Source organism: Serinicoccus kebangsaanensis, assembly GCF_008919445.1.
Classification (GTDB): Bacteria; Actinomycetota; Actinomycetes; order Actinomycetales; family Dermatophilaceae; genus Ornithinicoccus; species Ornithinicoccus kebangsaanensis.
Window position 1 is genome coordinate 51,367 of sequence record NZ_VSLG01000015.1, and the last position, 26,830, is coordinate 78,196.

A 26,830-nucleotide genomic window follows, 5' to 3' on the forward strand; every position below is an offset into this window, starting at 1 on the left:
GATGAAGGTTGTGCTATCCCGTGGTCACTCCCGGTCAGGCGGGCTGGACGTCGAGGACCCAGGGGCGGCCGGGGCGGCTCGGCTCGTGCAACTGAACCTCGAAGTCCGGTGCGAGCAGGTCGGTCAGGGCCTGCGGACGGCGCGGGTCGCCCGGCGCCTGGCACAGCGCCCGTGCCACGAGCCCGCGCGTGTGCTTGGCCATGTGCGTCGCCCCCGGCACCCGGACCTGGACCCAGCGCGCGGCTGCCGGTCCGGACGGCGACCAGGCGGCGGCATACGTGCTGGAGCGGGTGTCGACCACGAGGCCGCGGCCGGCCGCCTCGGTGAGCACGGGATCCAGGTGCGGCCTCCAGAAGCCGGCGAGCGGGCCGACACCGGGCAGGTTCACCCCCATCGAGAGGCGATAGGGCGCGACCCGGTCGGTCATCCGGACGACCCCGTAGAGGGCCGAGACGACCCGGAGCCGTGAGGTGGCGCGGCGTGAGGCGCCCGCGTCCAGGGAGGGCAGGTCGAGGGCGTCGTAGAGCACCCCGGAGTAGAGCTCGCGGGCGGGCAGCGTCGGCGCCGACCAGAGCCGCGTGTTCCGGGAGATCTCCTCGCCCAGGTTGGGGCTGACCCCGAGGGCCGCCGGGGCATCGGCACCCGCGCTGACCTGGGCGAGCGCGCTGGCCACCTGCTGTCGTGGCCCGGTGAGCCCGGGGGCGCTCAGCCCCTCCCACCGCAGCGCCGCCCCCCGCACGCGGGTCGCCTTGGTCTCGGACGGCGGCAGCAGGATCAGCACCGCGCCAGGGTAGGGCAGCGGTCGGAGCGGACACGTAGGGTGTGCGCCATGGTCGATCGCGCAACCACCCTCACCTGCGACCCGTCCGCGACGGAGACGGGGCAGCTGCTGACCCGGGCGTTCGAGCGGATCCGCGAGGAGCAGGAGGTCCGCGAGACCTTCCCCGAGGCGGCCCTGGCCGAGGCCGAGCAGGCCGTGGACTCACCGGAGCTGCCGGACCGGGACGAGACGTCGGTCGACTTCATCACCATCGATCCACCCGGCTCGATGGACCTGGACCAGGCGATGCACATTGCCCGGGACGGCGAGGGCTACCGGGTGCGGTATGCCATCGCCGACGTGCCTGCGTTCCTCGCCGAGGGCGGTGCCCTGGACGCCGAGACCCGGCTCCGCGGCCAGACCATCTACTGCCCCGACAGGCGCGTGCCGCTGCACCCGCCCGTGCTGAGCGAGGAGGCGGCGAGCCTGCTGCCGGACGCCGACCGGCCGGCATACGTCTGGGACATCCGGCTCACCGACCAGGGGGAGCGGGGCAGCGCCGAGATCTACCGAGCGATGGTCCGCTCGCGCCGGCGCTACACCTACACCGAGGTGCAGCAGCTGGTGGACGACGGCGAGGGGGAGGAGACGCTGCTGCTGCTCAAGGAGGTGGGCGAGCTGCGCATCGCGCGGGAGATCGCGCGGGGTGGCGCCAGCCTGCCGATGCCGGAGCAGGAGGTCGGCGTCGGCAGTCCGGAGAGCGGGTGCGAGTACCAGCTCTCGCTGAGGCCGCTGCTCCCGGCGGAGGACTGGAACGCCCAGATCTCGTTGCTCACCGGCATGGTCGCCGCGCGGATCATGCTGGACGGCGCGGTGGGCATCCTGCGCACCATGCCCGAGCCGACGGACGGTGCGGTGGCCCGCTTCCGGCGTGAGGTCGAGGCGCTGGGGGCGCAGTGGCCGGCCGGTATGCCCTACGGCGAGTTCCTCCGCACGCTTGACAAGACCGACACCCGTCACCTGGCGATCGTCAACGCCGCGACGTTCCTCTTCCGCGGCGCCGGGTACACCGCCTTCGACGGTGAGCTGCCCCGCGAGGACGAGCAGGTGCAGTCGGCGATCGCCGCACCCTACGCCCACGTCACCGCGCCGCTGCGCCGCCTCGTCGACCGCTTCGGGCTGGCCGTCTGCGAGGCGCTCAGCGCCGGCAGGGACGTGCCCGCCTGGGCCCGGGAGGCGCTGCCGGGACTGCCGGACGTCATGCAGGAGACGGGGGCCCGTGCCAACGCCGTCGACCGGGCGTGCGTGACGGCGGTCGAGGCCGCGGTCCTGCGGGACCGGGTCGGCGAGGACTTCGAGGCCGTCGTCGTCGACGGTGTGGACGGCGGCAGGGTGGAGGTCCAGCTGGTGGACCCGCCGGTGAGCGATGTCGCCACCGGCAGTGCCCGGCTGGGGAGCGCGGTCACGGTGCGCGTGGAGCGCGCGGACGTCCTGGAGGGCGAGGTCGACCTGCGGATCGTGGGGCAGGAAGACCGATGACGCAGGTGCGCGTCGTCGCGACCGACTGCGACGGCACCCTGCTGCGCACCGACGGCACCGTGTCGGCATACACCCGCGCCGTGCTGGCCCGGTGCGACCGCGAGGGGCTGGACGTGGTCCTCGTGACCGCGCGGCCGCCGCGGTGGATGGACGAGCTGGCCGATCTCGGGGTGAGCGGCCTGGCGCTCTGCGGCAACGGCGCCTTCACCTACGACATGGCGACGCGGGAGATCGTGGGACACCGCCTCATGGGTCGCGCCCTCGTGTCGGACCTGCTGGACGAGCTGAAGCGCGAGCTGCCCGGGGTGCAGCTGGCCACCGAGTCGCTGCGCGGCTTCGCCCGTGAGCCCGACTTCGAGCGGGCGACCGGGCGCGCGGACGGACAGTGGCTGGTCGGCACCGTCGAGGAGATCGCGAGCGAGCCCGCCGGGAAGATCCTGGTGCGGCACAGCGAGTGGAGCACCGAGGAGATCTTCCGGCAGGTGTCACGCGTCGTCCGCGGTCGGGCGGAGGTGTCGCACTCCGGTGCGATCCAGCTGGGTGAGGTCAGTGCGGTGGGGGTGACCAAGGCCCTGGCCCTCTCGACCTGGTGCGCCGAGCAGCATCCGCCGGTGCTGCCCGAGGAGGTCTGGGCCTTCGGCGACATGCCGAACGACCTGCCGATGCTGGAGTGGGTCGGTCGGGCCCACGCCGTCGCGAACGCGCACACCGACGTGCTGGAGCTGGCGGACGTGGTGGTCGCCAGCAACGACCAGGACGGGGTGGCACGGACGCTCGAGGAGCTGCTCGCGGCCCGTGCCTGACGAGCCGGTCGCGAGGTGGTCCGCCGGGGGCCTCGCCGGGCGCCCTATCGTGGTCTGACACGCGTGCGTCGACGAAGGGACTCGGTCATGGACATCGCGGTGTGGGTGGTCTCCGTGCTGCTCGCCGCCGTCTTCGCCCTGGCAGGTGGGATCAAGCTCGCCACGCCCCGGGAGAAGCTGCTGGAGAACCCGGCGATGGGATGGGCGGTGGACTTCTCGGCCGGCCAGATCAAGACCATCGCCGCGCTCGAGCTGGCCGGAGCGGTCGGTCTGGTGCTCCCGGTGCTGACCGGCATCGCGACCTGGCTGACGCCGGCCGCGGCGATCGGCCTGGCGGTGACCATGGTCGGCGCCGTCGTGGTGCACGGACGGCGCAGGGAGTGGCAGCCGGCCGGCACCAACGTCGTGCTGCTGGCGCTGGCCGTCTTCGTCGCGGTCGCGCGGATGGGTGGATGAGCCGGCCGGTACGCCGGGTTCTGTCCCCTCGCGCCGTCACCGGCCCTGCGAGGGTGGCGACCATCCATCTCGGGTCTGCGTTGCCGCAGACCTCCAGCGACCTACCCGTGCGCTCGGGCGGGCAGCCCTCGGGCGCGCACTGTCTGGTCTTGCTCCAGGTGGGGTTTACCGAGCCACGCCAGTCGCCTGGCGCGCTGGTGGTCTCTTACACCACCGTTTCACCCTGACCCACCGCCGAGGCGGCGGGCGGTCTGCTTTCTGTGGCACTGTCCCGCGGGTCACCCCGGGTGGCCGTTAGCCATCACCTTGCCCTGTGGAGCCCGGACGTTCCTCGGCGGGTCGCCGCTGGGGCGCCCGACGCGGCCGCCTGGCCGACTCATCCACAGCGGCAGGATACCGGCAGACGACCGTCCGCGGAATTACGTCATACCACTGTTGGCGAAGGAAGCATCACCTTCCTGGCGCACGTCCGTCGGATCCGTAGACTCCCCGCACATGACGACCCGCGAGCCCGCTGCTGCCGACGTCCGGCGATGGCGCCGCCACCTGGCGGACGAGCACGCGAACATCCGCGTGTTCCGGGACCTGGCCGCGCGGCGACAGGGCGAGGAGCGTGACATCCTCACCGGCCTCGCTGACGCCGAGGAGCGGCACGCGCAGCACTGGGTCGGCCTGCTGGGCCCGCGTGCCGACCCGCCGCCCCGGCCGACCCTGGGCCACCGGGTGCAGGCCTGGCTCGCCCGTCGCTTCGGCATGGTCTTCGTCCTGGCGCTGCTGCAGCGCTCCAAGTCCGACAACCAGTATGCGGAGGAGCAGGACGCCTCGTCGTCGATGGCGGCGGACGAGCAGGTGCACGAAGAGGTGCTGCGCGGCCTGGCGGCACGTGGGCGGCTGCAGCTCTCCGGCAACTTCCGCGCCGCGGTCTTCGGGGCCAACGACGGCCTGGTGTCCAACCTCGCGCTGGTCATGGGGATGGCCGCGACCGGTGTCTCCAGCGCGATCGTGCTGGCCGCCGGGCTCGCCGGGCTGCTGTCCGGTGCCCTGTCGATGGGCGCGGGGGAGTACATCTCCGTGCGGTCGGCGCGTGAGCTGCTCTCCGCCTCCCAGCCCGCCCGTGGCACGCGGGCCGCGCTGGGGGAGCTGGACCTGCAGACCAACGAGCTGGAGCTGGTCTACCGGGCGCGCGGCATGGACCGGGACCATGCGCGCAGCCGGGCCGCCGAGGTGCTGGGTCAGGTGCAGAGCGCCGGGCGGGTGCCCGAGGACGCGGTCCCGGCCGTGGCCGCCGAGGCGGCGGAGGACGATGCGGTCCTCAACCCGTGGGGCGCGGCGGTGGCGAGCTTCGGGTTCTTCGCCTCGGGTGCGCTGGTGCCGGTGCTGCCCTACCTGGTCGGGATGGGCGGCTGGCAGGCGGTGACGCTGGCGCTCGCCCTCGTCGGTGTGGCGCTGCTCGTCACCGGGGCGGTGGTCGGGCTGCTCTCCGGCGCCTCGCCGGCGGCACGCGGTCTGCGGCAGCTGCTCATCGGGTATGCCGCGGCCGGGGCCACCTACCTGCTCGGCCTCGCGTTCGGCACCATCGGTCTCGGCTGAGCGCGTCGACCGGCCGCACGGTCTTGCGTCGACCGGCCGCACGGTCTGCGTCGACCGGCCGCACGGTCTGCGTCGACCGGCCGCACGGTCTGCGTCGACCGGCCGCACGGTCTGCTCAGACGCTGGTGGGCCCCGCGCCCCGCAGGTCGAGCACCTCGACCCCGCCCTCGGCGCCGAAGTCGCCGATGTGCGTGACATACATCCCTCTGCCCTGCTCGTTGAGCAGCCCGTCGTGGATCGGGACGACCGCCCGGGAGGGGGCGATCCGGCGCACGAAGGCGATGGCCTCGGCGACCTTGCCCCAGGGGGCGCTCACCGGCACGCAGAGCAGGTCCACCTCGCCCGGCTCACCGTCGAGCGCGTCCCCGGGGTGGTAGAGCACCGGCTCGCCCGCGGCCCGCACGACCACCCCGGTGTTGCCGATCCGCGGCACGTAGGGGTGGATGTCCGCGTGCCTTTCCCCGACGCCGGTCAGCTCGACAGTGCCGTCGCCGAGCGGCACCGGCTCGGCGTCGCGCAGCATCTCCACGCGGTCGGCATACCCTGCGTCCGCCACGGACTCCGTCGTGTCGGCCTCCATGAGCACCCGGGCGTCCGGGTTGGCGGCGAGGAGGGCGTCGACGCGCTCGGGGTCCAGGTGGTCGGGGTGCTGATGCGTCACGACGACCGCGGTCAGGCCGGTGAGGTCCTCCAGCTCGGAGAACACTCCCGGGTCGATGAGGATCCGCTCGTCTGCGACGTCGACGAGGAGGCAGGCATGGCCGAGGTGGGTGATGCGCATACCGCCACCCTAGGGAACAGAACGTAGCCTTGCTCCCCGTGGAGTTCCTCAACGGCACGGAGCCGGTGCACGACCTGACCTACAACGACGTCTTCATGGTGCCGTCCCGGTCGTCGGTGACCTCGCGCCTGGACGTCGACCTGACGACCTCGGACGGCACGGGCACGACCCTGCCGGTCGTCGTGGCGAACATGACGGCGGTGGCCGGGCGCCGGATGGCCGAGACCGTGGCCCGCCGCGGCGGCATCGCCGTCCTGCCCCAGGACATCCCGCTGCCGCAGGTGCGTCGCACGATCGAGCAGGTCAAGGCCAGCCACCCGCTCTACGAGACCCCGATCACCGTCGACCCGGCCGCGCCGGTGGCCCAGGTCGTCTCGGTGATGTCCAAGCGTGCGCACCGTGCCGCCGTGGTGGTCGAGGACGGGCGGCCCGTGGGCATCGTCACCGAGTCGGACACCGAGGAGGTCGACCGCTTCGCGTCCGTGCGCGACGTCATGGAGCCGCCGCGGGTGGTGCTGGAGGACGGGGTGGACCCGCGGACCGCCTTCGACGAGCTGGAGCAGACGCGTGCGGGGATGGCGCCGGTCGTCGTGGACGGCCGGCTCGTCGGGGTGCTGACGCGGACCGGCATCGTGCGCTCGGGGATCTACACGCCGGCCCTGGACGGCGCGGGCAGGCTGCGCGTGGGCACGGCCGTCGGGATCAACGGGGACGTGACGGGGCGGGCCGCCGACCTGCTGGACGCGGGCGCCGACGTGCTGGTGGTCGACACGGCGCACGGGCACCAGGACAAGATGATCGAGGTGCTGCCCGCGGTCGTCGCGGCGCGGGACGCGCACCTGGAGCGCACCGGTGTGCGCGTGTCGATCGCGGCCGGCAACGTCGTGTCCAGGGCCGGCACCCAGGATCTGGTCGAGGCCGGCGCGGACATCGTCAAGGTCGGTGTGGGGCCGGGCGCGATGTGCACGACCCGGATGATGACCGGCGTGGGCCGACCGCAGTTCTCCGCGGTCCTGGAGTGCGCCGACGCCGCGCGTGAGCTCGGTGCTCACGTGTGGGCGGACGGCGGGGTGAAGTACCCCCGTGACGTGGCGCTCGCGCTCGCTGCCGGTGCGGCCTCGGTCATGGTGGGCTCGTGGTTCGCCGGCACGCTGGAGTCGCCGGGGGACCTCATCCGGGACACGGACGGGCGGCACTACAAGGAGTCCTTCGGTATGGCGTCGGCCCGGGCCGTGCGCCACCGCACCCGCGAGATGTCGGCCTTCGACCGGGCCCGGGCGGCGCTCTTCGAGGAAGGGATCTCCTCGGGCCGGATGTTCGTCGACCCCGCGCGCCCCGGTGTCGAGGACCTGCTCGACCAGATCGTCTCAGGGGTGCGCTCGGCCTTTACCTACGCCGGGGCGCGGACCATCGGGGAGTTTCACACCTCCGCCGTCGTGGGCATCCAGGGCGCCGCAGGCTACGACGAGGGGCGCCCCCGGCATACCTCCTGGTGAGGGACAGGCGGATGGTCTGCGCGCGGTTTCGTCATCTCTGAGCCGGTTCGTCATCTGAGAGCCTCCTCGAGCAGGCTCTGCAGTGACATGGCGGCTCGAAGACGTCTCGCTCAGGCGGGCCGACCGCTCGCGATCAACGTCGGCCTCGCCCCGCGGGCTGCTTGACGCACGATCGCGTCGACCGCCGAGGAGTGCTCCAGGTCCGACCACGCGACACGACCCACGCCATATCCCAAGGCGCGGATCTGGTCCTCGCGTCGCTTCTCCGCCGCCAGCGCCGCCGCACCGTCGAGACCGTCGTACTTGACCTTGCCGTCGAACTCCAGCACGACACCGATCTCGGGCAGGTAGAAATCGACCCGTGCTAGGACTCGCCCGTCGTGCACGATGCGGTACTGCGGGATCGCCGTCAGCCCGAGGTCGGCCAGGATCAACCGCAGGAGCGTCTCGCCGGGTGACTCGCTGCTGGCGTCAGCGGAGCGGATCGCCGACCGTGCGACCCCGACGCCGGGCACGTGCGCGTGCCGCACCAGCGCCGCGTCGAGCTGGGCCCCGGTGACCAGCTGCCGGTGGAGTGCAGCGTCCGCCGCCACGACGCAGGAGCGCATGGGCGCGACCAGGCCCATTCCGACGACGGCTGTGGCGACGTCGACCCGTCTCGGGTCGGCGTCGGCGTGCACGTGCTCCGCACCCGGGAAGGTGTGGACGGTGTAGCTCTCGTGCCGACGCGTGCTTCCCTTGGCGCTCGCATGGCAGAGGTGCACCCGCTCCAGGCCATCGTTCAGGACGGGCAGCCGCCACAGCAGGGCGGCCGTCGTATGGCTCGCGGCCCACCCGTCCGGGTGCCGGCGGAGCAGAGCGCGAGCGCGGAGGAGGTGTCTGTCCGCCAGGTGGTGGTGGCCCAGGAGCACCGAGGTCTGGACATAGGCTCCACGGGCCACCCTGGTCAGGACCCTTCGCTGCACGAGGCGACGAAGCACCTCGCGGTTGAAGCCCAGAGCCGAGGCCTCCTGGGAGGTGACGACGTGGTGATGCGTGGTGAGGAACGCCGCGAGCTCGGGATGCATGACTCAACGCTGACCCATCGCACGCGAGCGCGGGGCGTCTGGAGGACATCTGTGGATAACTGTCCGGCGAGCCCGGTCGGTGCCACCGCCAGCACTTCGAGCCGGTTCGTCACCCGAGAGCCCCCTCGAACAGGCTCTCGAGTGACGTCGAGGCGTGCAGAGGCGGAGCGAGGACGGCTGAGGGTCCGCGGCGCGGGGTCAGCCGAGGTGCTTCGCCTGCCAGGCCGCGCCGATGATGCCCGCGTCGTTGCGCAGCTGCGCGGGGACGATGGGCGCGCGGGTGTGCAGCAGCGGGAGGTACTTGTCCGCCTTCTTGGAGATGCCGCCACCCACGATGATCAGGTCCGGCCAGAAGAGATCCTCGACGTGCGAGTAGTACCGCTGCAGCCGGTCGGCCCAGTCCTCCCAGGAGAGGTCCTCGCGCTCCCGGGCGCTGCTGGCCGCCTGCGTCTCGGCGTCGTGGCCGTCGATCTCCAGGTGGCCGAGCTCGGTGTTCGGGAGCAGCTCACCGTTCATGAACAGGGCGGTGCCGATGCCGGTGCCCAGGGTCGTGAGCAGCACCACCCCGTCGTTCCCGCGCCCCGCGCCGTAGTGCACCTCGGCGACCCCGGCGGCGTCCGCGTCGTTGACGACGTGGACCTGTCGGCCGATCCGCTCGGTGAACATCGCGTCCGCGTCGGCCCCGATCCACGACGGGTCGATGTTGGCGGCCGTGCGGACCACGCCGTGGTGCACCACGGCCGGCACGGTGATCCCGACCGGTGAGCTCGAGCCGATCTCGTCCGTGAAGTGGTCGACGATCTCGGCCACGACCTCGGCGACCGCGTGAGGGGTCGACTCCTCCGGCGTGGGGATCCGCTGGCGCTCGGTGGCGAACTCGCCCTTCTTCAGGTCGACCGGTGCCCCCTTGATGCCGCTGCCGCCGATGTCGATCCCGAGGGTGTGCTTGCCTGCCATCGTTGGTCCTTTCCGCCGCGTCCCTGGGGGCGAGTATGCCCGTCCCCGGCCGCCGGCGTCAGGGCAGGGTGAGGATCTCGGCGCCGTCGTCGGTGATGAGCAGGGTGTGCTCGAACTGTGCGGAGGGGCGTCCGTCGGCCGTGAGGATGGTCCACCCGTCGTCCCACTCGGTCCAGTCCGGGGTGCCCAGGTTGAGCATCGGCTCGATGGTGAAGGTCATGCCGGGCTCGATGATCGTGGCGTAGTCCGGCGCGGCGTCGTAGTGGGGGATGACCAGGCCCGAGTGGAAGGCCTCGCCGACGCCGTGACCGGTGTACTCGCGCACCACGCCGTAGCCGAACCGGCTCGCGTAGCTCTCGATCACCCGGCCGATGACGTTGATCTCGCGCCCAGGGCGGGCGGCCCGGATGGCGCGATCCAGCGCCTCGCGGGTGCGCTCGACGAGCAGCCGCGTCTCCTCGACCACCTCTCCCACCAGGAAGGTCGCGTTGTTGTCGCCGTGGACCCCGCCGAGGTATGCCGTGATGTCGATGTTGCAGATGTCACCCTCGCGCAGCTCGCGGTCGTCGGGGATGCCGTGGCAGATCACCTCGTTGACCGAGGTGCACAACGACTTGGGGAAGCCCCGGTAGCCCAGGGTCGAGGGGTAGGCGCCGTGGTCCAGGAGGAACTCGTGGCCGACGCGGTCGATCTCGTCGGTGCGCACGCCGGGCCGCACCAGCTCACCGCACGCCTGCAGCGCCTGGGCGGCGAGCCGGCCGGCGACGCGCATCGCCTCGATGGTCTCGGCGTCCTTGACCTCGGAGCCCCGGAACGGTGCGGGCGCCGGGCGGTCGACGTACTCCGGCCGCCGGATCGAGGCGGGCACCGGGCGTCGGGGGCTGACCTGTCCGGGGGCGATCGGGGCGAGGGTGGGCATAGGCTGAAGTCTAGGTGCCGCCCGATCGACCGGGGCACGCACGTCGTCGACGCAGGGAAGGTGTGCAGATGCAGTACTGGTACAACACCAAGTCCGGCCGGGTGCAGCGGGGCGACGACCCCGAGCTCGCGCGCAGCGGCGACCTCATGGGTCCCTACACGAGCGAGGACGAGGCCTCTCGCGCCTACGAGATCGCGGCGGCCAAGACCGAGGCGTGGGACGAGCAGGAGCGCGAGGACGACAACTGGGACAACAACCCCCTCAACGACGAGAACTGACGGTCGGCGTCGCGGCATCACCACGGTGCCGTGATCCCGGTGTCGGCTCAGCGGTGCAAGCGGGGCAGCACCTCGCGGCCGAAGACCTCGAGCCACTCCTGCTGGTTGCGCCCCACGTTGTGCAGGTAGACCCGGTCGAAGCCCAGGTCCAGCAGGCTCTGGATGTGCGCCCGGTGCTCGTCCGGGTCGGAGGAGATCACCATCCGGCCCTCGAAGTCCTCGGGCCGGACGAGCTGGGCCATCGCGGCGAAGTCGTGCGGCGACCGGATGTCCGCCTTGCCGAACTTCATGCCGCCGTTGGGCCACTCGGTCATCGCGTTGTGCAGCGCCTCCTCGTCGGTGGGCGCCCAGGACAGGTGGAGCTGCAGCACCTTCGGCATCGTGTCGGGGTCCTTGCCCGCCTCGCGCGCCCCGTCGGCGAACTTCCCGAGCAGCATCTCGATCTTCTCCGGCGGCGCCCCGACGGTGATGATGCCGTCGGCCAGCCGCCCGGTCCGCTTCGCGTTGACCGGTCCCGCCGTCGCCACCAGGATCGGCGGCGCGGTCTCCGGCATGGTCCAGAGGCGGGTGGTCTCCATCCGGAAGAACTCGCCGGAGAACTTCGTGTCCTTGCCCTCGACGGAGGAGTCGAACAGCTGCCGGATCAGCTCGACCGCCTCGAACATCCGGCGGGACCGCTCGCCGGCCTCGGGCCAGTAGCCCCCGAGGACGTGCTCGTTGAGCGCCTCCCCGGCGCCCACCCCCAGCCAGGACCGCCCGGGATACATCGCCTCCAGCGTGGCGGCCGCCTGCGCCACCACGGCCGGGTGCCAGCGGAAGCTCGGGCACACGACCCCCGGGCCCAGGTCGCCGGTGGTGCGTTCGCCCACCGCGGTGAGCACGTTCCAGACGAAGGCGGACTGGCCCTGGTCGGGCACCCAGGGGGCGAAGTGGTCGGCCGCCATGCAGCCGGAGAAGCCGTGCTGCTCGGCCGCCTCGGTGAGTGCCACGGCCTCGGTGGGGTGGAACTGCTCCAGCATCGCGGCATAGCCGATCGTCAGCTCGCTCATGAGGGCAGCCTACGCACGCGCCGGGTAGCCTGCGCGAGGTGGACGAGGTGCTGGTGGAGCGGGTGCTGCGAGCCGTGGAGCAGGTCCCGGCCGGGCACGTCGTCTGCTACGGCGACCTGGCGGCGCTGGTGGGCATCGGACCGCGCCAGGTCGGCTCGATCATGCGGCACTGGGGCGGCAACGTCACGTGGTGGCGGGTGACCAACCGGGACGGGGACCTCCCGGCCGAGCTGCTCGCGCGGGCCAGGCCGCACTGGCGGCGGGAGGGGATCGCGCTCAAGGCGTCCGGCTCGGGCTGCCGCTTCGCCGACCACCGGGCCGACCTCGAGCGGCTCGGCGGCGACTACGCCCGTGCGGCGGCCGACCTGGACGATGCGGCAGGATGAACCCATGAACCGCCAGCAGGAGTACGTCCTCCGCACCATCGAGGAGAGGGACATCCGCTTCGTCCGGCTCTGGTTCACCGACCTGATGGGCACGCTGAAGTCGGTGGCGGTGGCGCCGGCGGAGCTGGAGCAGGCCTTCACCGAGGGCATCGGGATCGACGGCAGCGTGATCGAGGGCTTCACCCGGGTCTACGAGGCGGACATGATCGTGCAGCCCGACGCCGACACCTTCCAGGTGCTGCCGTGGCGCGACCGGACCGCCCGGATGTTCTGCGACATCAACATGCCCGACGGCACCCCTGCGGCGACCGACTCGCGCAACATCCTGCGCCGCACCCTGGACCGCGCCGGCCAGGAGGGCTTCACCTTCTACACCCACCCCGAGATCGAGTTCTACCTCTTCAAGGAGCCCTACGACCCGGCCGTGGGGCCGGCGCCGGTGGACCAGGCCGGCTACTTCGACCACGTCGCCCGCGGCGACGGGCACGACTTCCGGCGGGCGGCCATCGAGATGCTCGAGCAGATGGGCATCTCGGTGGAGTTCAGCCACCACGAGGGCGGCCCCGGCCAGCAGGAGATCGATCTGCGCTACGCCGACGCGCTGTCGATGGCGGACAACATCATGACCTTCCGCACCGTCGTCCGTGAGGTGGCGCTGCACGAGAAGGCCTTCGCGACGTTCATGCCCAAGCCGCTGGCCCAGCAGCCCGGCTCCGGCATGCATACCCACGTCTCGCTGTTCGAGGGGGACTCGAACGCCTTCTACGAGCCGAGCGCGAACTACGAGCTGTCCCAGACCGGTCGACGGTTCATGGCCGGCGTGCTGGCACACAGCCGCGAGATCTGCGCGGTGACCAACCAGTGGGTGAACTCCTACAAGCGGCTCTGGGGCGGCGGCGAGGCGCCCGCCCACGTCTGCTGGGGCCACAACAACCGGTCCGCGCTCGCCCGGGTGCCGATGTACTCCATCGGCAAGGGCCACTCGCGCCGGATCGAGGTCCGCTCGATCGACGCCGCCTGCAACCCCTACCTCACGTATGCCCTCGTGCTCGCCGCCGGCCTGCGCGGGGTGAAGGAGGGCTACGACCTCCCGCCTGAGGCGGAGGACGACGTCTGGGTGCTCACCGACGCCGAGCGCCGGGCGATGGGGATCGACCCGCTGCCGCAGAGCCTGGGGGAGGCCGTTGCGGTGATGGAGGAGTCAGAGCTGGTGGCGGACGTGCTGGGTGAGCAGGTGTTCGACTTCTACCTGCGCAACAAGTGGCAGGAGTGGGGCGACTACCGCTCGCAGGTGACGCAGTTCGAGCTGGACCGCTACCTGCTCCAGCTGTGACCGGGGGTATGCCGTGACCCCGGGCTCCAGCGCTGCTCGCCGTCCGACCGGTGGTCGCGCGGCGTCCGGAGCGACGGGACCGGTCGGGGCCACGGAGCTGGCCCGCGGCGGGTTCCAGGACGGCCGCCGCGCGGGCCAGCTGCTGGCGGAGGTGCTGGAGCGGTTCACCGCCGCCGGGGCTGAGGACCAGGTCGATGTGCCCTCCCTCATCTCGGACCTCGGGGCCAGTGCCGACCCGGACGGTGCCCTGCTGCTGCTCGTCCGCCTGCTCGACCCGCGCTCCACCGGGGCCGACGGCAGCCGCACGGACGAGGCGACCCTGCCCGTGGTGCGGGGCGGTGGCGAGCCACGACGCCGGCTGCTGGCCCTGCTGGGCGGCTCGGTCGCGCTGGGCGAGTCGCTGCTGCGCCATCCCGAGCACGTGCGGGACGTGGCCGAGGGCGACCTGCCCGAGGCCTGGACCATCGTCGAGGCGGTGCGCGGGCGCTCCGGGCGCGACGGTGCCGACCGCCTGCGGGTGGCCTACCGGCGCCAGCTGCTCCGCGTGGCCACGGCCGACCTGGTCAGCGAGGACCCGGTGGCGCTGATGCCCGCCGTCGGGGGTGCCCTCGCCGACCTCGCCTCCGCGGCGCTGGAGGGCGCGCTGCTGCTCGCCCGGGCGGAGGTGGCGGGGGAGGACCGCTGCGACCTCAGCATCATCGGGATGGGCAAGACCGGCGGGCGCGAGCTCAACTACATCTCCGACGTCGACGTCATCTTCCTCGCCCGACCGCGGGAGGATGTGCAGGAGGGCGACGCGCTCGAGGTGGGCGGCAAGCTCGCCAGCGCGGTGATGCGCATCTGCGGTGACTCGACCGCCGAGGGCACGCTGTGGCAGGTCGACGCGGCGCTGCGGCCCGAGGGCAAGCACGGGCCGCTGGTGCGGTCCCTGTCCTCGCACCGCGAGTACTACCAGCGCTGGGCCAAGACCTGGGAGTTCCAGGCGCTGCTCAAGGCGCGGGTGGTGGCCGGCGACGGGGACCTGGGCCGGCAGTGGCTGCAGATCGTCGAGCCGATGGTGTGGGAGGCCGCCGGTCGGGACAACTTCGTGGACGAGGTGCAGTCCATGCGGCGACGGGTGGAGCAGCACGTCAAGCGGGAGGAGGTGGACCGGCAGATCAAGCTCGGGCCCGGCGGCCTGCGCGACATCGAGTTCAGCGTGCAGCTGCTGCAGCTGGTCCACGGGCGGGCCGACACCGGGCTGCGCTCGCGCACCACCCTGGAGGCGCTGGGTGCGCTGCGGGACGGCGGCTACGTCGGGCGCCCCGACGCGCGCAGCCTGGACGAGGCCTACCGGCTGCTGCGGTGCCTGGAGCACCGCGTGCAGCTGCAGCGGATGCGCCGGACGCACCTCATGCCGACGACCGAGGCCGAGCTGCGCAGCCTCGGGCGGTCGCTCGGGGAGCGTGGCGAGGCCGACCGCGCGGTGGTGCAGCGGTGGAAGGCCGTCCGCCGCGAGGTGCGCCGCCTGCACGAACGGCTGTTCTACCGTCCGCTGCTGTCGGCGGTCGCCCGTCTCTCCAGCGACGAGGCGCGGCTCTCCCCGGAGGCGGCGCGCGAACGGCTGGCGGCGCTGGGGTTCCGGGACCCGGCCGGGGCGATGCGGCACCTGGAGGCGCTCACGGAGGGGGTGAGCCGACGCGCCACCATCCAGCGGCACCTGCTGCCGGTGATGCTGTCGTGGTTCGCCGACGGCGCCGACCCCGACGCCGGGCTGCTCGCCTTCCGTCGGATCAGCGACGCCCTGGGCACCACGCACTGGTATCTCGGCATGCTGCGCGACGAGGGCAGCGCGGCGCAACGGCTGGCCCGCGTCCTGTCGTCGAGCAGGTATGCCGTCGACCTGCTGATCCGCAGCCCCGAGACGGTCTCGCTGCTGGGTGACGAGGGCGAGCTGGTGCCCCCGGACAAGGACGGGCTGGTCGCCCGGATGACCGCCGCCGCCACCCGGCAGACGAGCGCCGACGACGCCTTCGCCGCGGTGCGCTCGGTCCGGGCCCGCGAGCTGGTCCGCATCGTGCTGGGTGACCTCGCCGCCGGGTGGGAGGGGCCGAAGGTCCGCCAGGCCCTCAGCGACCTGACCGACGCCTACCTGGAAGGGGCCCTCGGCGTGGCCACCCGCCGGGTCCTGGCCCGGCGCGGCGAGGACCCGGCGATGGTGATGATGCTCGTCGGCATGGGTCGGCTGGGTGGACGTGAGGTGGGCTACGCCAGCGACGCCGACGTGATGTATGTCTACGACGTCGCCGGCGAGGACGCCGACCTCGCCGCCGAGCAGGCGGCCGACGTGGTCGCCGAGCTGCGCAAGGGCCTGTCCGGCCCCGGCCCCGACCCGGTCCTGGAGCTGGACGCGGACCTGCGCCCCGAGGGCAAGGGCGGTCCGCTGGTCCGGAGCCTGGAGGCCTACCGGGCCTACTACGAGCGGTGGTCGGCCGGGTGGGAGTCCCAGGCGCTGCTCCGGGCCCGCCCGGTGGCCGGGGACGTCGCGCTGGGCGAGGCCTTCGTCGAGATGATCGAGCAGCTGCGCTGGCCCGAGGGTGGGATCGACCCCGCAGCGGTGCGGGAGATCCGCAAGCTCAAGGCGCGGATGGAGGCGGAGCGGCTCCCGCGCGGCGCGGACCCGCGCACCCATCTCAAGCTCGGGCTGGGTGGACTCTCCGACGTGGAGTGGGTGGCGCAGCTGCTGCAGCTGCAGCACGCCCACGAGCACCCTGGCCTGCGGACCACCAGCACCATCGACGCGCTCCGGGCCGCGGGGGAGGCCGGGCTGGTCCGGGAGCAGGACGAGGTGCCGCTGCTCGAGGCCTGGTGCGTCGCCTCCCAGCTCCGGGACGCCGGCATCGTGTGGCGCGGTCGCCCGGTGGACAGCGTGCCCAGCGACCTGCGCGACGCGGAGGGCATGTCGCGGGTGATGCGGCGGCCGCCCGGCAGCGGGGGCACCCTCGCCCAGGACTGGCGTCGGACGGCACGCCACTCCCGGGACGTCGTGGAGCGGCTGCTCTTCGGCAACAAGCCGCCGCGGCCGGGGCAGGAGGCCGAGCCGGACTCGCGGACCACCGGACGGTTCGGGTCGTCCGGCGAGCGTCGGGACCACGCCTCGCGGGACCGGCGGACGGACGGCTTCGGACGGCCCCGCGTGGTGTCGCCGCCCCGCTCCGCGGGGCACTTCCCGCCGCCCCGCCGTGATCCCTTCGGCCGGTCCACCGATCGCCGACGCGGCGAGGACGAGACCGGCCCATCCGGTCCGTAGGATGGGGCGGGTGAGCCCCGCCGACGCCGTGACCGAGTCAGCACGCTCGGGAGGACTCGTCCTGGCAGCGGGTGCCCGCGCCGAGGTCGACGCCTGGGTCGCCGGGAGCGTCGTGCCCGTCACCGTGGTCCCGTTGGAGGGGTGGATCGGGGTGATCACGCGTGGCCAGTCCCAGGTCGACCCGCCCTACGAGGACGGCGGCCTGGTGAGTGCCTGCCGTGCCCTGTCGGGCAAGGCGGCGCCGGGGCTCGGCTTCTTCGAGGTGGACGGGCGGGCGCTGGTGACCGTGCACGCGCCGGGGCGGCGCCGGCGGGTCCGGTGGGTCGTGTGGGACCCGGAGCGGGGACTGCTGCGCCCACCCGGGCTGGAGCTGGCGGGACCGGCCGAGATCGTCCGCATCGCCGGCTCTCCCGCGAGCAGCCGCGACGAGCTGGTGGACCTGCTGCACGAGACCCGGGTGCGGCCCACCCGGATGCTGCAGGCGGTGATGGCCACGCTCGGGCTCCCGGGCACCCGCCTGCTGGAGGAGCCGACCCGCGCCGACGACCTGCCCGGCGCGGTGCGTCTGGTGCCGGACCGACGGCAGGTGGAGTGGTTCGAGGACGCCGTGCGTGACTCGGTCAAGCTGCGTCACGAGCTCGGCGTCCTCCCGTGACGCCCTCGTCACTCGCCCTGCTCCCGGCGGTCGACGTCGCGGGTGGGCGGGCTGCTCAGGTGCCCGTCGACGTCGAGGACGACCCCGTCACCGTCGCGCAGACCTTCGTCGACGGCGGAGCCCGGATGATCCACCTCGTGGACCTGGACCGGGCGCACGGCCGTGGGGGCGATGCCCGGCTGATGACCGCCCTGGTCGAGCAGATCACCGTGCCGGTGCAGCTGTCCGGTGGTCTCGCGACCGAGCAGGACGTGCGCTGGGCGGCGGGGACCTCGGCAGCCAGGGTGGTGCTGGCCAGCTCGGCGCTGGCCCGGCCCGACCTCGTCGAGCAGGCCGCCGTGCTCCTCGGCGACCGGCTGGTCGTGGCCGTGGACACGCGCGCCGGGCAGGTGGTCGCCCGCGGCACCGACCTGGTGCTGGGCCCCGTGCCGGAGGTGCTGGCCCGGCACCCGTCCCTGGCCGGCGGCGCGGTTAGGGTGCTCGTCGCGGACGCCGCCCGGGACGGCCGCCGCACGGGTGCCGACCTCGAGGCCTTCGCGCACGTCTCCGAGCTGCTGCAGACCCCGGTCACGGCATCGGGCGGGGTGGCCGACCTGGAGGACCTGCGTGCGCTGCGGGACTCGGCCGCCGTGGACGAGGTGGTCCTCGGCGCCGCACTGCACCACGGAGCGTTCACGCTGGCCCAGGCGCTGGAGGTATGCCGGTGACGCACCGCTTCGCCGACCACCGGCCCGACCGCGGCAGCGACACCGCGGGAGTCCCCTGGGCCGGTCGCACGCTCACCGGGACGGGCTTCGACGACGACACGGGGGAGCCCGACCCGGATCTCGTGGCGCTCCTGAGCGAGGAGGACCCGTCCCCGGCCGACGTGGTGGCCGCGGTGGCCGGGGCGCGGCTGGTGGTGCCGATCGTGGCCGTCGCCGGCGAGGTCGACGAGTCCTCGGGGATCCCGGCAGATGCGTCCAGCGACATGGCCTCGGTGACGCTCGTCGCGCCCGACGGCGCCCGGGCGCTCCCGGCGTTCACCAGCACCGCCTCCCTGTCCCGCTGGGACGCGGGCGCGCGCCCGGTCCCGGTGACCGCGCAGCGGGCCGCCCTCGCAGCGGTGCAGGAGGGCTGCACCGTCATCCCGCTGGACCTGCCGGCACCGCCCGGCGCGGCGGCATACACCCTCTCGGGGTCGATGGTCTGGGCGTTGGCGATGCGGCGGACCTGGGTCCCGGCACACCTCGACGAGCACGTGGTGAGTGCCGTGGCGGACGGGGTCCGGGAGGAGCCTGCTGTCACCGAGCACGCGCTCAGTGGCGCGACGGGGGACCTGACGGTCGAGCTGAGCCTGCGGCCCGGGCTCCGCGCGTCCGAGGTGCAGCAGATCCTCACCCGGGTCGGCGAGCGGCTCGCCGCCGATGCCGAGACCCGGGCGCGCATCGACGCGGTGACGTTCCGTATCACCCCTGCCTGAGCCGGACCTCGGCAAAGGCTGGGCAAAGCATGGGTAAGGAAATGGTCAATGCCCTTGTGACCCCGTCCAGGCCCTCCTAGCGTGGAGGGCAAGCACCTGAGCAGGGGTGGTGTCGGCAACGAGAGGCCCGTAGTGGGGGTACCGAGCGGACAGTCCGCCATCCCGGCCCGCGCGCCCGCACCCCGCGGTGGCACCGATGGCGACGCGCCACTCGTGGTCGTGCTCTCCGACGCGACGATCGAGCACCTCGACCGGCTCGTCGAGATGGGGTGGCCGGGGAGCGTCCTCGTCGTCGGTTCGGTGGCCGAGGCCCGGGAGGCGCTGCACGCCACGCCTCGGGCCGTCGTGACCGAGAGCGACGACAGCACGCGAGGACAGGGGCTGCGGCTCGACGCCGACAGCCGCCGCGTGCTCAACCCGCCCGCGGCGGAGTCGCTCACCCCGCTCGAGTACGGCCTGCTGGAGACGCTGCTCCGGGAGCCGGGGAAGGTCGTCGGTTTCGCCGACCTGACCCGGATCGTCTGGGGGACGACGTATACCGGAGACTGCTCCCACCTGCACGCCGTCGTCCGGCGGCTGCGGATCAAGCTCGAGGCCATCTCCGCACCGGTGCACCTCGCCGCCGTGCGGGGCATCGGCTTCCGCCTCGCACCCCTGGCGCCCGCGCCGGAGCGCCCGCGCGGAGGTGCCCTCAGGAGTCTGTGACAGCTCGCAGGATCGGCGTCCGAACGGGCGTCGATCCTGCGCTGTCCGGGTGGGTCCGGGCCCCCATCAACTACCCATTTTGTGCACGTGTTGCACACGTTCTGTCGTTGTTCTGCGCACGCCCGGATCCCTAGGTTCGACGGGTCGGGGTGACGTATGTCACCAGGCATCCATCTCAACCGAGAGGACAGTTCATGCATTCGAATCCGCGACGACGCTGGTGGGCAAGCCTTGCCGCCGGCGCCCTCGTTGCCTCAGGGCTGGCGGCCACCGTCCCGGCCGTGGCGGCTCCCGGGGCGCTCGAGCCGAGTCTGAAGGACAAGATCGACGCCCAGGTCGACGAAGAGCTGGCGGGCGGGGGGCGTGCCGATGTGTGGGTGCGGTTCGCGGACCGCCCCGACCTGGACCAGTTCTCCACCATCACCGACTGGGACAAGCGGGGCCAGGCGGTCGTCGATGCCTTGAAGGCGTCGGCCAAGGCCAGCCAGGCCGACCTCAAGGGGCAGCTGGACGCCGAGGACGTCGACTACCAGGCGTTCTGGGCCACCAACTCGATCCGGGTCGGCGGCGCCGACCTGGACCTCGTCACCTCGATGGCCTCGGCCGGTGGGGTCGAGGGGATCTACCCGACCCTGACCATCGACGTGCCGGACCTCAAGGAGGAGGACCAGCAGATGGCCCCCGCGGCCGTCGAGTGGGGGGTGGCCGACGTCAACGCCCCGGCCGTGTGGGAGGACCTCGGCATCCGCGGCGAGGGGGTCGTCGTCGCCTCGATCGACACGGGGGCGCAGTTCGACCACCCGGCTCTCGTCAACGCCTACCGCGGCAACAACGGTGACGGGACGTTCGACCACAACTACAACTGGTTCGACGCGGCAGGCACCTCGCCGGACGCGCCGGCCGACAACGACGGGCACGGCACGCACGTCACCGGCACCATGGTCGGGGACGACGGTGGGGACAACCAGGTGGGGGTGGCGCCGGGCGCGACCTGGATCGCCGCCAACGGCTGCTGCCCGACCGACGCGGCACTGATCGCCTCCGGCGAGTGGATGCTCGAGCCGCGGGACCTCGAGGGTGAGAACCCGGACGTCTCCAAGCGCCCGCACGTCATCAACAACAGCTGGGGCACCCAGGCCCCCTCGACGGCGCCCTTCATGGAGGACATCATCGAGGCCTGGGCGGCGAGCGGTCAGTTCGGCGTCTTCGCCAACGGCAACACCGGTCCCGCCTGCGAGAGCGCAGGGTCACCGGGCAGCCGGATCGTCGCCTACTCCGTAGGCAACTACAACAGCAGCCACACCATCTCCGGCACCTCCGGACGCGGCGCGGGTCAGGACGGCGAGATCAAGCCGAACATCTCCGCACCCGGCAGCGCGGTCCGGTCCTCGGTCCCCGGCAACGGGTATGCCGTCTACTCGGGCACCTCGATGGCGTCGCCGCACGTGGCGGGCGCTGTCGCGCTCGCCTGGTCCGGTGCACCTGCCCTGGTGGGCGACGTGGACGGCACCCGAGGTCTGCTCGACGGCTCTGCCGTCAACACCGAGGACCTGCAGTGCGGTGGTACGGCCGAGGACAACAACGTCTTCGGCGAGGGTCGGCTGGACGCCCTCGAGCTGGTGAACTCGGCGCCGATCGGCGACGCCGGCACCCTGGAGGGCACGGTCACCGACGCCTCCAGCGGCGACCCCCTGGCGGACACCTCGGTGGACGTCATGGGCCCGATCGAGCGCAGCCTGCTCACGGACGAGGAGGGCAGCTACGAGGCCCAGCTCTCCGCGGGTGACTACGAGCTCACGATGAGCAAGTTCGGCTACGCGACCGCGACGGCGAGCGCCACGATCACGGCCGGCGAGACCACCACGGTGGACGCCGCCCTGGATCCGGTGCCGAGCAGTGCGGTCACCGGCACGGTCACCGACGGGTCGGGCTACGGCTTCCCGCTGTATGCCCGCGTCAGTGCCGAGGGAACGCCGGCGGCGACCTTCACCAACCCGGAGACGGGCGAGTTCTCGCTGGACCTCCCCGAGGGGGAGACCTTCGAGCTCACGGTCCAGGTGCAGTACCCGGGCTACACCACCCCGACCGTCGAGGCCACCTCCGGTGACGCCGTCGACGTCGAGGTCCCGGTCGACTCGGCCACCTGCATCGCCCCCGGCTACGAGTACGTCGTGGACGGTGTGACCGAGAGCTTCGACGACACCACCGCACCCGAGGGCTGGGAGGTCGTGGACTACGCCGAGACCGGCGAGGTCTGGGCCTTCGACAACCCCGGTGGTCGGGACAACATGACCGGCGGCGAGGGCAACTTCGCGATCCTCGACTCCGACTTCTACGGATCGAGCGGTGTGCAGGACAGTGCGCTGGTGAGTCCCAGCGCCGACATGTCCGACCTCTCCGAGCCGGTCGTCGGCTTCCGGCAGGACTGGAACGCGCTGGGTGACGACCTGGCCGACGTCGAGTTCAGCCTCGACGGTGGCGAGACCTGGACCACGGTGCTGTCCCAGGACGCATCCGTCCGTGGGCCGGACGAGCAGGTCGTCCCGCTGCCCGACGCGGCCGGTCAGGCCGACGTGAAGGTGGCCTTCCACATGTACCAGGCGGAGTACGACTGGTGGTGGCAGGTCGACGACGTCTTCCTCGGCAACCGCGTCTGCTCGCCCTCCGGCGAGGGCGGCTACGTCGTGGGCAACGTCTACTCCGAGGAGGACGGCACCGGCGTCGTGGGCGCCACGGTGACCAACCTCGACGTCCCGGAGGAGTCCGCGCTCACGGCTGCCACCCCGGCGGACGACAACCTGGACGACGGCTTCTACTGGATGTTCTCGGCCAACCCCGGGACGCACCCCTTCGAGGCCACCGCTCGCGGCTACTCGTCGGCGACGCAGGACGTCACCGTGGAGCACGCCGACGCGGTCCGGGCCGACTTCACCCTCGGCTCCGGCTTCGTCGTCGTGGACACGGAGTCGATCGAGGTCTACCAGCCGTTGGGTTCGGAGCGTCGCCACCGGGTGACCTTCACGAACACCGGCTCCGGTGAGGCCGAGGTCACGCTGTCCGAGCAGGCCGGCGAGTTCGAGATCCTCCGGGTCGACGGCAGCCGGGAGAAGATGGGCGCCAGCGCCGAGGGTGCGGGCGGTGAGGTGGTCACGCTCGACGTGGAGACCTCGCTCGCCGCTGCGGCCTCCGGCATGGGCAGGTCCGGAGCGGCCGACCCGAAGCGGGTCGCAGCGGACCCGTGGACCCCGTTGGGCAACTACCCGCGGGTCGCCATGGACAACCGCGTCGTCAACCTCGACGGCACCTGGTACACCCTCGGTGGCACCACCGGCTCGGCCGCGTTCGCGGACGTCAACCGGTACGACGCCGAGGCGATGGCCTGGACCGCCGTGGCCCCGCTGCCCGAGGCGGCCTCGGCCGTGACGGCAGCCGCTGTCAACGGGCAGATCGTGTCCACCGGCGGATGGGTCGACGGTGGCGTGGCCACCGCCACCCACGTCTACGACGCGGGTGCGGACGCCTGGACCGGCGGGGCGGACGCCCCGGTCGCGGTCTCGGCGGCCGGGACGGCAGTGGTCGACGGGATGCTCTACTCCGTCGGCGGCTGCACCACGGCGGACTGCCTGCCCACCAGCAACGCGGTGATGGCCTACGACGCCGGATCGGACAGCTGGACCCAGCTGGCCGACTACCCGGTCGCCGTGGCCTTCCCCTCCTGCGGTGGGGTCGACGGCCAGGTGATCTGCGTCGGCGGCAACGACGGTGCCGCCGGCATCACGACCGCCTACGCCTACGACCCGGCGGACGACGCCTGGACGGCGTTGCCGGACGCTCCGGTCGACGTGTGGGCGGCCCAGTCGGCCGGTGCCAACGGTCACCTGGTCGTCAACGGTGGTGTCCAGGGCGGTGCCGTGACGAACGCGAGCTTCGCGTTCGACGGGGCCACCGGCGCCTGGGTCGAGATGCCGGCCAGCAGCGCGGCCGTCTACCGCGGAGGTGCCGCCTGCGGCATCGCCAAGGTCGGCGGTTCGACCGGTGGCTTCACCCCGATCGACGTCGCCGAGCAGCTGCCCGGCTACGACGACTGCGGTGCCACCGGCGCCGACGTCGCCTGGATGACGGTGGACCCGATGGAGTTCACCGTCGAGCCCGGCGAGCGGGTGCGGGTGCGGGTGACCACGGACGCCAACGTGGCGCAGCCGGGCACCTACACCGCCGGCATCGGCATCCGGACCAGCACCCCGCAGGACCTGGACCCGATCGACGTGACCATGAACGTCACGCCGCCTCGGAACTGGGGCAAGATGCAGGGCACGGTCGAGGGTGTCGAGTGCGACACCTCGCGGGTCGGGCTCAGCGGCGCGGTGGTGGACCTCACCCCGAACAGCGGTGACCACCCGGGCTACAGCCTCATCACCGAGGAGGACGGCTCGTACGCCTACTGGGTGCTCACCGACCGGTACCAGGCCATCGTGGCCAAGGACGGCTACCGTCCGACGGTCGACGACATCCGGGTGCCGCGTGGACGGATCGTGACGGAGGACTTCGCCCTCCGGAAGATCGGGTGCTGAGGAGTCGCTGAGCGACCCCTCGGTGCCGGGTGGCCCGTCTCGACCACGGTCGGGGCGGGCCACCCGTCTGCTATCATGCTGGGTGACCAGTCGGGCGCGAGCGTGCCCGACGTGCAAGAGGGGCCCTGAGCCCCCACCCGCGTCGACCTCAGGTCGCCGGGTCAGATCGGTCCCCGGCGTCCAGCCGGGAGTCGGGTCCGGGCATACCGCTCGGGCGACGACGTGACCGAGGGACGGGGCCTCTTGCGCACCAGGTGCCAGGAGGCCTTTCTGGTGCCCGGGGTCGGGTCAGACACGACGACGAAGGAGCAGGCACATCAGCGAGCCTCGCATCAACGACCGCATCCGGGTCCCGGAAGTGCGGTTGGTGGGCCCCAACGGGGAACAGGTCGGCATCGTGCGCGTCGAGGACGCGCTGCGGCTGGCGGCCGAGGCCGACCTCGACCTGGTCGAGGTGGCCCCGATGGCACGTCCCCCGGTCGCCAAGCTCATGGACTACGGCAAGTACAAGTACGAAGCCGCCATGAAGGCCAGGGAAGCCCGCAAGAACCAGGTCAACACGGTCATCAAGGAGATCAAGCTCCGCCCCAAGATCGACGACCACGACTACGGCACCAAGAAGGGGCACGTCGTCCGGTTCCTCAAGGCCGGCGACAAGGTCAAGGTCACCATCATGTTCCGCGGCCGGGAGCAGTCCCGCCCCGAGCTCGGGTTCCGGCTGCTGCAGCGGCTGGCCGAGGACGTGGCCGAGCTGGGTCACGTGGAGAGCGCGCCCAAGCAGGACGGACGCAACATGGTGATGGTCCTGGGCCCGACCGCCAAGAAGGCCCAGGTCCGCCAGGCCAAGCGGCGGGACGCCGAGCGCGCGCAGAACGCCGCCGAGACGCCCGCGACCGACGAGGCCACCCTCACCCCAGACCCGCAGTGAGGCGCCGGGCCCACGGCCCGGCCCCACGGCATACGTGACAGGACAACGCCCGACACCGGGCGAGACGAGCGAAGGAGATCGGCCCATGCCGAAGATGAAGACCCACAGCGGTGCCAAGAAGCGCTTCCGCGTGACGGGCTCCGGCAAGATCATGCACCAGCGCGCGCGCCACGTGCACAAGTTCCAGGAGCGCACCAGCCAGGCCGCGCGCCGGCTCGTGAACGACAAGGAGGTCGCCCCGAGCGACGTCCGCAAGGTCAAGAAGATGCTCGGGCTCTGACCGGGTCCCCCTGAACTTTCCCCACCGAACTAGTCAAGGAGTACTCACGTGGCACGCGTGAAGCGGGCGGTCAACGCCCACAAGAAGCGCCGGGTCGTCCTGGAGCGCGCCAGCGGTTACCGCGGACAGCGCAGCCGGCTGTACCGCAAGGCGAAGGAGCAGGTCACCCACAGCCTGGTCTACAGCTACAACGACCGCCGGGCGAAGAAGGGCGACTTCCGCCGTCTCTGGATCCAGCGCATCAACGCCGGGGCGCGCGCCAACGGCATGACCTACAACCGGTTCATCCAGGGCCTGAAGGCCGCCGGTGTCGAGGTCGACCGTCGCATGCTGGCCGAGCTGGCCGTGCACGACGAGGCCGCCTTCGCCGCCCTCGTCGAGCTCTCCCGCGCCAACGTGCCCGCGACCGGCAGCAAGGCCGGCTCCGCGGCCTGAGCCGCAGGGCCTGAGCGTCCACCGACGCCCCAGCGCATGACCGCCGATGCCCACCCGCTGCTGAGCAACCCTCGCAGCGAGCGGGTCCGGCAGGTCGCCGCGCTGGGGCGTCGTGCTGCCCGGCAGCGCTCCGGCACCTTCCTGGTCGAGGGTCCGCAGGCGGTGCGGGAGCTGCTGCGGTATGCCCCCGGCCGGGCACGGGCGCTCTACGCCACCGAGGTGGCGGGGGAGCGGCACCCCGAGCTGCTGGCGGCCGCGGAGCAGGCCGACGTGCCCCGCTGGACGTGCACCCCGCAGGTGCTGGAGACGATGGCCGACACCGGGTCGCCGCAGGGGGTGGTGGCGGTCGCCGAGACCATCGACGTGCCGCTGTCCGCGGCGCTGGGTGCGGTGGGGGAGCACGACTTCGCCGTGGTGCTCACGCACGTGCGGGATCCGGGCAACGCCGGGACCGTGCTGCGCGGGGCCAGCGCCTTCGGCGCGGCCGCCGTCCTCGTCAGCGATGCCTCGGTCGACGTCTACAACCCCAAGGTGGTGCGGTCCACCGTCGGCGCGCTCTTCCACCTGCCGGTGAGCGTGGGCGCGCCGGTGGAGGAGGTGCTGGCCGAGTGCCGCGCGGCCGGCATCCGGCTGCTGGCCGCGGACGGATCGGGCCAAACTGCTCTCCCCGACGCCGACCTCACCGGCCGGCACGCCTGGGTGATGGGGAACGAGGCCTGGGGACTGTCGCCCGAGGTGCTCGCCGCGTGCGACCAGCGCGTGGGCATACCCATCGCGCGGGCGGAGTCGCTGAACCTGGCGATGGCCGCCACCGTCTGCCTGCACGCCTCCGCGAGCTCCCGCCCCTCCTGACCCCCTCCCCACCGAGCGTCGCTCGTGGTTGTCCTGGACCGGACCGAGCGTCGCTCGTGGTTGTCCTATACCGGACCGAGCGTCGCTCGTGGTTGTCCTATACCGGACCGAGCGTCGCTCATGGTTGCTGATCGAGGGCTGGCGTCACCACGGGCGACGCTCGGTGGGCCGTGTGGCAACCACAGGCGACGCCCGGTGGGCCGTGTGGCAACCACAGGCGACGCCCGGTGGGCCGTGTG

Annotated in this window: 24 protein-coding genes and 1 other RNA gene; 18 read left to right on the forward strand and 7 right to left on the reverse strand. The window is 72.6% G+C overall.

Annotated features, from left to right (window positions below; all coding sequences use genetic code 11):
* Window positions 1-34: 34 nt before the first annotated feature.
* On the reverse strand, window positions 35-781 hold the full coding sequence (locus FXF60_RS14060; RefSeq protein ID WP_151526599.1) for a YaaA family protein: 747 nt from the start codon (window positions 779-781) through the stop codon (window positions 35-37).
* A gap of 48 nt (window positions 782-829) precedes the next feature.
* Here FXF60_RS14060 and FXF60_RS14065 point away from each other — a divergent pair, with 48 nt between their 5' ends.
* From FXF60_RS14065 to FXF60_RS14075, 3 genes are all read left to right on the forward strand, one after another.
* Window positions 830-2,299 carry an RNB domain-containing ribonuclease gene (locus FXF60_RS14065; RefSeq protein ID WP_151526600.1) on the forward strand — a complete coding sequence of 490 codons (1,470 nt, stop codon included), beginning with the start codon at window positions 830-832 and terminating at the stop codon, window positions 2,297-2,299.
* Window positions 2,296-3,102 (forward strand): HAD family hydrolase, encoded by an 807-nt coding sequence (locus FXF60_RS14070; protein ID WP_151526601.1) that lies wholly within the window; start codon window positions 2,296-2,298, stop codon window positions 3,100-3,102. Before FXF60_RS14065 ends, FXF60_RS14070 begins: the two co-directional genes overlap by 4 nt.
* Before the next feature lie 87 nt (window positions 3,103-3,189).
* Window positions 3,190-3,558, forward strand: coding sequence for a DoxX family protein (locus FXF60_RS14075; RefSeq protein ID WP_151526602.1), 369 nt, complete (start codon window positions 3,190-3,192; stop codon window positions 3,556-3,558).
* Here the strand turns inward: FXF60_RS14075 and rnpB are convergent.
* Window positions 3,552-3,937, reverse strand: an RNA gene (gene rnpB, locus FXF60_RS14080) — RNase P RNA component class A. The genes FXF60_RS14075 and rnpB overlap by 7 nt on opposite strands.
* A 116-nt stretch (window positions 3,938-4,053) precedes the next feature.
* Between rnpB and FXF60_RS14085 the strand changes: the two genes are divergently transcribed.
* The gene (locus tag FXF60_RS14085) at window positions 4,054-5,148 is read left to right on the forward strand and encodes a VIT1/CCC1 transporter family protein (RefSeq protein WP_151526603.1); all 1,095 of its coding nucleotides are present in this window, start codon (window positions 4,054-4,056) and stop codon (window positions 5,146-5,148) included.
* Window positions 5,149-5,263: 115 nt separating this feature from the next.
* Here FXF60_RS14085 and FXF60_RS14090 read toward each other — a convergent pair whose 3' ends face one another.
* Window positions 5,264-5,929 (reverse strand): MBL fold metallo-hydrolase, encoded by a 666-nt coding sequence (locus tag FXF60_RS14090; RefSeq protein ID WP_151526604.1) that lies wholly within the window; start codon window positions 5,927-5,929, stop codon window positions 5,264-5,266.
* Window positions 5,930-5,967: 38 nt separating this feature from the next.
* Between FXF60_RS14090 and FXF60_RS14095 the strand changes: the two genes are divergently transcribed.
* The gene (locus FXF60_RS14095; protein ID WP_151526605.1) at window positions 5,968-7,425 is read left to right on the forward strand and encodes a GuaB1 family IMP dehydrogenase-related protein; all 1,458 of its coding nucleotides are present in this window, start codon (window positions 5,968-5,970) and stop codon (window positions 7,423-7,425) included.
* Window positions 7,426-7,535: 110 nt separating this feature from the next.
* Here the strand turns inward: FXF60_RS14095 and FXF60_RS14100 are convergent, their stop codons facing one another.
* The 3 genes from FXF60_RS14100 to map form a co-directional block, all read right to left on the reverse strand.
* On the reverse strand, window positions 7,536-8,492 hold the full coding sequence (locus FXF60_RS14100) for a type IV toxin-antitoxin system AbiEi family antitoxin domain-containing protein (protein WP_151526606.1): 957 nt from the start codon (window positions 8,490-8,492) through the stop codon (window positions 7,536-7,538).
* 198 nt (window positions 8,493-8,690) lie between these two features.
* A complete protein-coding gene (gene ppgK / locus FXF60_RS14105; RefSeq protein WP_151526607.1) occupies window positions 8,691-9,449 on the reverse strand; it encodes a polyphosphate--glucose phosphotransferase in 759 nt (252 codons plus the stop codon).
* Between the two features lie 58 nt (window positions 9,450-9,507).
* Complete coding sequence (gene map, locus FXF60_RS14110; protein ID WP_151526608.1) at window positions 9,508-10,368, reverse strand: type I methionyl aminopeptidase; 861 nt, start codon at window positions 10,366-10,368, stop codon at window positions 9,508-9,510.
* Window positions 10,369-10,436: 68 nt separating this feature from the next.
* On the opposite strand from map, the gene FXF60_RS14115 reads away from it, so the two are divergent.
* Window positions 10,437-10,646 (forward strand): hypothetical protein, encoded by a 210-nt coding sequence (locus FXF60_RS14115; protein WP_151526609.1) that lies wholly within the window; start codon window positions 10,437-10,439, stop codon window positions 10,644-10,646.
* Between the two features lie 47 nt (window positions 10,647-10,693).
* On the opposite strand, the gene FXF60_RS14120 is transcribed toward FXF60_RS14115, so the two are convergent.
* Window positions 10,694-11,695 carry a TIGR03557 family F420-dependent LLM class oxidoreductase gene (locus tag FXF60_RS14120; protein WP_151526610.1) on the reverse strand — a complete coding sequence of 334 codons (1,002 nt, stop codon included), beginning with the start codon at window positions 11,693-11,695 and terminating at the stop codon, window positions 10,694-10,696.
* A gap of 38 nt (window positions 11,696-11,733) precedes the next feature.
* Between FXF60_RS14120 and FXF60_RS14125 the strand changes: the two genes are divergently transcribed.
* The 12 genes from FXF60_RS14125 to FXF60_RS14180 all read left to right on the forward strand — a co-directional run bounded on the left by FXF60_RS14125 (window position 11,734) and on the right by FXF60_RS14180 (window position 26,591).
* Window positions 11,734-12,081 carry an MGMT family protein gene (locus tag FXF60_RS14125; RefSeq protein ID WP_151526611.1) on the forward strand — a complete coding sequence of 116 codons (348 nt, stop codon included), beginning with the start codon at window positions 11,734-11,736 and terminating at the stop codon, window positions 12,079-12,081.
* A 4-nt stretch (window positions 12,082-12,085) separates the two neighbouring features.
* On the forward strand, window positions 12,086-13,414 hold the full coding sequence (locus tag FXF60_RS14130; RefSeq protein WP_151526612.1) for a glutamine synthetase family protein: 1,329 nt from the start codon (window positions 12,086-12,088) through the stop codon (window positions 13,412-13,414).
* 13 nt (window positions 13,415-13,427) lie between these two features.
* Window positions 13,428-16,703, forward strand: coding sequence for a bifunctional [glutamine synthetase] adenylyltransferase/[glutamine synthetase]-adenylyl-L-tyrosine phosphorylase (locus FXF60_RS14135; RefSeq protein WP_151526613.1), 3,276 nt, complete (start codon window positions 13,428-13,430; stop codon window positions 16,701-16,703).
* 10 nt (window positions 16,704-16,713) lie between these two features.
* Window positions 16,714-17,358 carry a hypothetical protein gene (locus FXF60_RS14140; RefSeq protein ID WP_151526614.1) on the forward strand — a complete coding sequence of 215 codons (645 nt, stop codon included), beginning with the start codon at window positions 16,714-16,716 and terminating at the stop codon, window positions 17,356-17,358.
* The gene (locus FXF60_RS14145; protein WP_151526615.1) at window positions 17,355-18,065 is read left to right on the forward strand and encodes a 1-(5-phosphoribosyl)-5-[(5-phosphoribosylamino)methylideneamino]imidazole-4-carboxamide isomerase; all 711 of its coding nucleotides are present in this window, start codon (window positions 17,355-17,357) and stop codon (window positions 18,063-18,065) included. The genes FXF60_RS14140 and FXF60_RS14145 overlap by 4 nt, the downstream gene beginning before the upstream one ends.
* Window positions 18,056-18,820: an SseB family protein gene (locus tag FXF60_RS14150; RefSeq protein WP_151526616.1), complete on the forward strand. Its 765-nt coding sequence runs from the start codon at window positions 18,056-18,058 to the stop codon at window positions 18,818-18,820. Before FXF60_RS14145 ends, FXF60_RS14150 begins: the two co-directional genes overlap by 10 nt.
* A gap of 219 nt (window positions 18,821-19,039) precedes the next feature.
* Window positions 19,040-19,525, forward strand: a complete 486-nt coding sequence (locus FXF60_RS14155; RefSeq protein ID WP_202879647.1) for a winged helix-turn-helix domain-containing protein — start codon at window positions 19,040-19,042, stop codon at window positions 19,523-19,525.
* A gap of 281 nt (window positions 19,526-19,806) precedes the next feature.
* Window positions 19,807-24,096 carry a S8 family serine peptidase gene (locus tag FXF60_RS14160; RefSeq protein WP_238335872.1) on the forward strand — a complete coding sequence of 1,430 codons (4,290 nt, stop codon included), beginning with the start codon at window positions 19,807-19,809 and terminating at the stop codon, window positions 24,094-24,096.
* A gap of 358 nt (window positions 24,097-24,454) precedes the next feature.
* The gene (gene infC / locus FXF60_RS14165; RefSeq protein WP_437440874.1) at window positions 24,455-25,024 is read left to right on the forward strand and encodes a translation initiation factor IF-3; all 570 of its coding nucleotides are present in this window, start codon (window positions 24,455-24,457) and stop codon (window positions 25,022-25,024) included.
* Window positions 25,025-25,109: 85 nt separating this feature from the next.
* Window positions 25,110-25,304, forward strand: a complete 195-nt coding sequence (gene rpmI, locus FXF60_RS14170) for a 50S ribosomal protein L35 (RefSeq protein WP_022925542.1) — start codon at window positions 25,110-25,112, stop codon at window positions 25,302-25,304.
* A gap of 48 nt (window positions 25,305-25,352) precedes the next feature.
* Complete coding sequence (rplT, locus tag FXF60_RS14175; protein ID WP_151526620.1) at window positions 25,353-25,739, forward strand: 50S ribosomal protein L20; 387 nt, start codon at window positions 25,353-25,355, stop codon at window positions 25,737-25,739.
* Between the two features lie 36 nt (window positions 25,740-25,775).
* Window positions 25,776-26,591, forward strand: a complete 816-nt coding sequence (locus FXF60_RS14180; protein ID WP_151526621.1) for a TrmH family RNA methyltransferase — start codon at window positions 25,776-25,778, stop codon at window positions 26,589-26,591.
* Window positions 26,592-26,830: the final 239 nt, after the last annotated feature.

Coding starts and splice junctions, on each gene's coding strand:
- FXF60_RS14075 (WP_151526602.1), top strand. CDS start 3,190: ATGGACATCGCGGTGTGGGTGGTCTCCGTGCTGCTCGCCGCCGTCTTC.
- ppgK (WP_151526607.1), bottom strand. CDS start 9,449: ATGGCAGGCAAGCACACCCTCGGGATCGACATCGGCGGCAGCGGCATC.
- FXF60_RS14180 (WP_151526621.1), top strand. CDS start 25,776: ATGACCGCCGATGCCCACCCGCTGCTGAGCAACCCTCGCAGCGAGCGG.
- map (WP_151526608.1), bottom strand. CDS start 10,368: ATGCCCACCCTCGCCCCGATCGCCCCCGGACAGGTCAGCCCCCGACGC.
- FXF60_RS14120 (WP_151526610.1), bottom strand. CDS start 11,695: ATGAGCGAGCTGACGATCGGCTATGCCGCGATGCTGGAGCAGTTCCAC.
- FXF60_RS14090 (WP_151526604.1), bottom strand. CDS start 5,929: ATGCGCATCACCCACCTCGGCCATGCCTGCCTCCTCGTCGACGTCGCA.
- FXF60_RS14065 (WP_151526600.1), top strand. CDS start 830: ATGGTCGATCGCGCAACCACCCTCACCTGCGACCCGTCCGCGACGGAG.
- FXF60_RS14130 (WP_151526612.1), top strand. CDS start 12,086: ATGAACCGCCAGCAGGAGTACGTCCTCCGCACCATCGAGGAGAGGGAC.
- FXF60_RS14070 (WP_151526601.1), top strand. CDS start 2,296: ATGACGCAGGTGCGCGTCGTCGCGACCGACTGCGACGGCACCCTGCTG.
- FXF60_RS14085 (WP_151526603.1), top strand. CDS start 4,054: ATGACGACCCGCGAGCCCGCTGCTGCCGACGTCCGGCGATGGCGCCGC.
- rpmI (WP_022925542.1), top strand. CDS start 25,110: ATGCCGAAGATGAAGACCCACAGCGGTGCCAAGAAGCGCTTCCGCGTG.
- FXF60_RS14150 (WP_151526616.1), top strand. CDS start 18,056: ATGCCGGTGACGCACCGCTTCGCCGACCACCGGCCCGACCGCGGCAGC.
- FXF60_RS14115 (WP_151526609.1), top strand. CDS start 10,437: ATGCAGTACTGGTACAACACCAAGTCCGGCCGGGTGCAGCGGGGCGAC.
- FXF60_RS14100 (WP_151526606.1), bottom strand. CDS start 8,492: ATGCATCCCGAGCTCGCGGCGTTCCTCACCACGCATCACCACGTCGTC.